The organism is Rubripirellula obstinata (genome assembly GCF_001642955.1).
GTDB classification, from domain to species: Bacteria; Planctomycetota; Planctomycetia; order Pirellulales; family Pirellulaceae; genus Rubripirellula; species Rubripirellula obstinata.
The window spans coordinates 1-2168 of sequence record NZ_LWSK01000250.1 but is presented as its reverse complement, the minus strand read 5'-3'; the positions used below and the strand labels follow the sequence as shown (position 1 = coordinate 2168).

At 57.6% G+C, this 2168-nt stretch carries 2 protein-coding genes; both read right to left on the bottom strand.

The window, feature by feature from the left end; genetic code table 11:
- Nucleotides 1-469: 469 nt before the first annotated feature.
- Nucleotides 470-865 (bottom strand): hypothetical protein, encoded by a 396-nt coding sequence (locus tag RC85_RS25475; protein WP_068267722.1) that lies wholly within the window; start codon nt 863-865, stop codon nt 470-472.
- Nucleotides 866-1488: 623 nt separating this feature from the next.
- Nucleotides 1489-1734: a hypothetical protein gene (locus RC85_RS28750; RefSeq protein ID WP_068267721.1), complete on the bottom strand. Its 246-nt coding sequence runs from the start codon at nt 1732-1734 to the stop codon at nt 1489-1491.
- Nucleotides 1735-2168 lie beyond the last annotated feature (434 nt).

The window sequence follows — 2168 nt, the reverse complement described above, 5'->3', positions numbered from 1 at the left end:
GTGTGCGGCCGCCACTCCGGTGCATGCAATGGTTATCCGCAATACACCATTGCGATGCGATCCGTCAGCGCGGACTTCGTCCCCGTGGGTGACGATCACCGTGTGGAAAGCGTAGCAGAGTGTTGCCGGCAAAGCAAATTGCGGTGTGAGGCAGTGTATCGAGTTCGGGAAGACAGGCGTTGGTTGGTGCCACGCAGTGCAGTCGGCACGTCGGCATTAATTGAGCATTGGAATTCGGGCGTTGGTTGATGCCCCGCAGGGCAGTCGGCACTTCGGTGTAGGTCGAGCGTTGGGGGCAAAGCGGTTTTGGTCGAGCATTGGTTGTGCCCCGCAGGGCGCGAGGCGGGCAGCAAATGTCCGCGTCTCAGTCGGATAACGTTACGGTTCACCGGGCGGCGGCGAAAGGCGTGCAAGCAGAAGGGAAACGAAACCACCGCCGCTCCGGTGCAACCGATGGTTATCCGCCGTATTAAGTGTGCGCAATCATCGTGAAGGCGTGTGCGATTATCGAGACAACCACACCCAAAGCAGCCCCGTATTTCGCGAATTCGTGAAAAGGGAACATCCGCTTGTGGTTGCCCCAAAACCATTGGAAGTGGATAAAGAGGCCGATGCAAGTGATTACCGAGCCGAATGTTACAGCATGAATGCCGGAGATTTCAAGCCACAGACCGCGACCAAGTGAAGGAAAGCCTCGGGTCGTGATGTTGAGCGTCGTTGCACGTTGGGCGATGCAGCATGAAGTACCGTAGGTCGTGACGACAGCGGATAGGAGCCCACCAGCAAGCCACATCTGAATCGGTCCACCGCTCGGAGGGTCGGTGAGCCAGTCGGCGAAGTCAAAAAGCGTTTCGTTGTGTCGCATGTGAGGCAAGGGAAGTAGTGCAAAGTGAGGCATTGCATTTAGGGGCACGCTTGCGACAAACGCTGGGCGCGAATTCCAGTCGGATAACGACCGGGATCACCGGGTGGGAAGGGAAAGGGTAACCATCAGGAAACGGCCGCAAGTCCCACTCCGGTGCATCCCATGGTTATCCGTCGGCATGGGATACGATGGAAATCAGCGTCATACAGGAGTCACAGCAGTGAGTACAGGCAGTGGAAAAACATCGGTGTGAAACGAGCATCACCTGCTCGAGCAGAAAACATCGGCGGGACGCCGCCACGTTGGATCGAGCATAACCTGCGAAGCAGGAAACATCGACGGGACGTCGCCGCATGAACAAGTCTTGAATCGCGGTAAAGGTCTTCGGAATCGGGGATCGAACCATGACGAGGGTTGGATCGTGTATCGCCGGCGTCCCGCCCCGTCGGTGACCCGCGACGCGAGCAACCGTTGGAATCGACCAGGGCGGTCCAGAGTAACGATCGGGAAGTTCAGTCGCAAATAAATAGAGCAGAGCCAAGCGTTGGAGTAGTTGAACGAGCAGCCAATCGAGGCGTAGGTTGTGCCCCGGAGGTCGCGAGACGGGCATCAAGTGTCCGCGGCTAAGTCGGATAACGGTGGCGATCACCGGGTACGGGCGAACGAGTTTGAATTTGCAGAGAGACGCGACCACCCGTACTCCGGTGCATCGCATGGTTATCCGCGTCTTGAGTCGAGCGTTGTGCCGCGGAAGCGGAAAACAACGGCGGGACGCCGCCAGCGCACCCCGCGCGAGCGGAAAACAACGACGGAACGTCGCCACGATGGGTTGCGTCCTTTTTCAGCGAATGAGATTGATGACTGTTCAATCGTCGGAATCGCGAGCAAAGTATGTGCAAAGAATGTAAATGATGACAAAGCCGCCGACCAGTCCAAACAGTAGTGAGATAGGCACCAAGGCAAGGATCAGTATCGGCCTATCGTAGTGAATGGTCGCATAGGTCGTAGATGCAAGCCCGGCAAAGATGCAGAACCCGACCACCCGATCGTTCCACGCGCCGCAATCACGCCAGAATCGAGGTCGAAGCCGAACCATAGTGGTGATAATGCATTGGGGGAGGGGGATTGATGATACGCCCAGTGCCGGGCTAGGGCGCTGCGCAACAGTACGCGCTCAGTCGGATAACGTCCGGGTTCACCGGGCCGGGAGAGAAAAGTTAACCATCAGGAAACGCATGCAAGCCCGGCTCCGGTGCAACCCATGGTTATCCGCGATTTGCAGGGTCAGCGGGCGGCAATCAAC